Origin of the sequence: Actinoplanes sp. NPDC049598 (genome assembly GCF_040675435.1) — a bacterium.
Classification (GTDB): domain Bacteria; phylum Actinomycetota; class Actinomycetes; order Mycobacteriales; family Micromonosporaceae; genus Actinoplanes.
This window is the reverse complement of record NZ_JBFAOX010000068.1, coordinates 1-1,414: the sequence shown is the minus strand read 5'-3', so window position 1 is coordinate 1,414 and position 1,414 is coordinate 1. Positions and strand designations below refer to the sequence as shown.

Sequence of the window (1,414 nt, the reverse complement as noted above, 5' to 3'; positions counted from 1 at the left end):
CGGTGGACTCTTCTATGTCTGTCAAGCAGCCTGCGGGCAAGCGTCCGGCTCGGTGTGGAGCCTTTCGAGGGTCCGATAGAGCTGACGGGCGAGGTAGCGCTTGAGGCAGCGTCGGATTTCTTTGGTCGTTCGTCCTTGTGCGCGGCGTCGTTCGGCGTAGGCGCGGGTGTCTGGGTCGTGGGTCATGCGGGTGATGACGGCCATGTGCAGGGCGCGGTTGAGTCGCCGGTCGCCGCCGCGGTTGAGCCGGTGCCGTGTGGTGTTTCCTGATGAGGCGGGGATCGGGTTGACGCCGGCCAAGGCGGCGAATGCGGCCTCGGAGCGCAGGCGGCCGGCGTGCGACCAGGCGGCGTAGACAACTGCGGCGGTGATGGGGCCGATGCCGGTCTTGCCGAGCAGATCAGCGGCCCTGCTGTCACGAAGGAGTGTGGTCATTTGTGTCTGGTTGGCCGAGAGTTGCTGGTTGAGTTCGACCACCCGTTTGGCCAGCCGGACTGCTTCGGCGCGAGCAGTGCGCGTGGCCAGGTCCTCGGCCCGGGCGCGCCACTGCGCGACCTGCGTAATCTGTTTGGCGGTCAGCGGCTTGCGGACGTCGATGCCCAGGGCGGCCGCGCGCAACAGGGCGGTGAGCGCGTTGACGGTGGCCGTGCGTTCGCTTGTCATGTGCTCGCGGGCGGTGACAAGGGTCCGTAGTGCAGCGCGGATGCCGTCGTCGCGTCGCGGTCGGCGCAGCTGCTCAGGCTCCAGTGGCAACACGGCGGCGGCGATCCTGCGGGCGTCCAACGGATCAGACTTGCCGGTTCCGCGGTGAGCTCGGGCGTCCATCCGGGTTGCCTCGATGACCTCGTAGCCTGCTCGATGGGCCGCTGCGGCCAGGTGAGCGCCGTAGGTGCCGATACCTTCGATCACCCACAAGGTGGCCGGATCACCGGCGGTGCGGCGCGCTGCCCAGGTGACAGCCCGGTTCATGCCGGCCTCAGTAGCAGGGAACTGCTCCGTGCCGATCAGCTCGCCAGTGCCGGCGACCAGGACAGCGAGAGTGTGAGTCCGGGCGTGAGTGTCCACGCCGATGACGAACGGGTGGGCATGCGCGACGATGGTCATGGCGGCGGGCTTCCTTCCGAAGGCTGGCAAGAGCTGGCCGCCGATGCGGCCGACGCCGGCCTGGGTGGAAGTCACTTCGGGACAGCACTGTGATGAGCCACGATCCGCTGTGCGGCGGGGCCGGGCAGTCTTCTGATCAAGTCACCGAGGTGGAGCCGGGTCAGCGTCGGCCACCCCACCCGGAGCTGGACAAGACCACCGAAACGCACCCGTCAGGGGCGAATGATTGTATGAGTCACAACCCGAGGCGACGCGGCCGCCGCTAACCCTGCCAGCCGGTCCCAGACCAGCCACCCCAAGACTCACAGTG

At 68.1% G+C, this 1,414-nt stretch carries 1 protein-coding gene; it reads right to left on the bottom strand.

The genetic code is table 11. The annotated features are described in order from the left end of the window. Positions 1 to 21: 21 nt before the first annotated feature. Positions 22 to 1,104: an IS110 family transposase gene (locus AB0J66_RS49735; protein ID WP_364676578.1), complete on the bottom strand. Its 1,083-nt coding sequence runs from the start codon at positions 1,102 to 1,104 to the stop codon at positions 22 to 24. Positions 1,105 to 1,414 lie beyond the last annotated feature (310 nt).

Coding starts and splice junctions, on each gene's coding strand:
- AB0J66_RS49735 (WP_364676578.1), bottom strand. CDS start 1,104: ATGACCATCGTCGCGCATGCCCACCCGTTCGTCATCGGCGTGGACACT.